Annotated in this window: 1 protein-coding gene and 1 pseudogene; both read left to right on the top strand. The window is 56.0% G+C overall.

What is annotated here, in order from left to right; genetic code table 11:
- Window positions 1-413, top strand: a pseudogene (locus EN943_RS36850) (ATP-binding cassette domain-containing protein); the annotation flags it as partial.
- Window positions 414-528: 115 nt separating this feature from the next.
- Window positions 529-1,233: an antitoxin Xre/MbcA/ParS toxin-binding domain-containing protein gene (locus EN943_RS36855; protein ID WP_127416599.1), complete on the top strand. Its 705-nt coding sequence runs from the start codon at window positions 529-531 to the stop codon at window positions 1,231-1,233.
- The last annotated feature ends 507 nt before the right edge of the window (window positions 1,234-1,740 follow it).

Genomic DNA, 1,740 nt, shown 5'->3' on the forward strand with positions numbered 1-1,740 from the left:
GTTCTGGCAAGTCGACGATGATCCGATGCGTCAATCGACTGGAGGAGCATCAGGAGGGTACAATCATCGTCGACGACAAGGAACTCGCTAGCGACCTCAAAAAGATCCATGAGGTGCGCCGGGAAGTCGGGATGGTGTTTCAACACTTCAATCTTTTTCCGCACCTGACTGTTCTTGAGAATTGCACGCTAGCGCCGATCTGGCTCCGGAAAATGTCGAAAACGCAGGCGGCGGAAGTCGCCATGCATTTTCTCAGGCGCGTCAAGATTCCCGAGCAGGCGAACACGTATCCAGGCCAGCTGTCCGGAGGGCAGCAACAACGTGTCGCCATCGCACGCTCCCTGTGCATGAACCCACGGATCATGCTGTTCGATGAACCAACCTCGGCGCTCAATCCCGAGATGATCAAGGAGGCCTCCGTCGGAAGAACTGTCGAGGCAGCGCTTCTCGCTGAGCCGGCTCGATAGATGGGATGTTTTGATGCGCGAGGTTTTCGGGGTTTAGACGCTCGTGCCGCAGAGGGGCCACATGCCTAAATCATCTGAAATTGGAAATGATTCCGGCCTGGACGAGCTTTCAAGCTTGGTTGCGAAAGAAGTCCTACGCGTTCTGGCTCAGTACGATGAGGTGGTAAAGGAATTCAGCTCAATCGAGTCGCGCATGGAAACTGGCAACATCGCCCCTGCCGATGTGCCTTCGCCAGCTCGCCAACAAGCTATTCATGACGACTTGACCGTTCTGGCGTCCGGATTTGTTCACAGGCTCGCGACCGAGGCAGCGCTGCGTTTCAACCCCGGCATCTGTGAGGCGTCTTCCCTCATGGCGCGAACCGAGGGCGCGCATAGAGCCGCAGCCCCGGAAACGCAAGGTCCGCTCCACGATCTCGAATCCACGCGCCTTCAGGACTGGGCGGGTCAGGCCGCCGGGCCCACATATCTGGAACAGCACTTCGGCATACCGCGATCGACATTGCATTGGTGGCAACGGCACAACGACGTCGTCGCACTGCGGAAAGGCGCCCGTAAGCATGTGTTCCCGTTGGCTCAATTCATCGATGGGAGGCCCGCGCCGGGAATTCGACAGGTGCTCGCCTCGATCACCAGTCCAAGACTGGCCTGGTTCTGGCTGATCCGCCCTTCGCCCCACCTCGATGGTCGCGTTCCCATAGAAATGCTCCGGCAAGACCTGACCGAAGAAGTCGTTCTGGCCGCGCACGATTTTGCCTCGACATAACGGCCACCTAACAAAACCAACTGCAAATCAATCACCGGTGATCGGCTGGTCACGATGCCAGATCGCGTAGACATGCGCGCACCCTCCGTAATGAGTTACGTATCTCGCGGCCTATTTTCAATTGTACAGATCGTCCTGTTTGTATAGTTTGTACCATTATTACCATATATAATTGCAAATTAGTGACATAAGCGCAACTACTACTGTAGATAATACCGCGCAGCGTCTATGATATATTGAATAATTACACTTGATCGGTAGCGTCAATATGCGAGGGAGCGGCGCGAAGCGCATGGTTTTCTCGATCGTGGGGAATGGGGAGGGATGCTGTATTTCAGCAAAGACCCTGGCCCGTTTTTAATCTTTTGAGTGGAGATCAAAAAATGAACATCAAGAGCCTTCTTCTCGGCTCCGCTGCGGCTTTGGCCGCGGTCACCGGCGCGCGCGCCGCAGACGCGGTCGTCGTCGCCGAGCCCGAACCGGCCGAATACGTCAAGATCTGCGACG

The sequence above is a fragment of the Mesorhizobium sp. M7A.F.Ca.US.006.01.1.1 genome (assembly GCF_003997935.1).
Classification (GTDB): domain Bacteria; phylum Pseudomonadota; class Alphaproteobacteria; order Rhizobiales; family Rhizobiaceae; genus Mesorhizobium.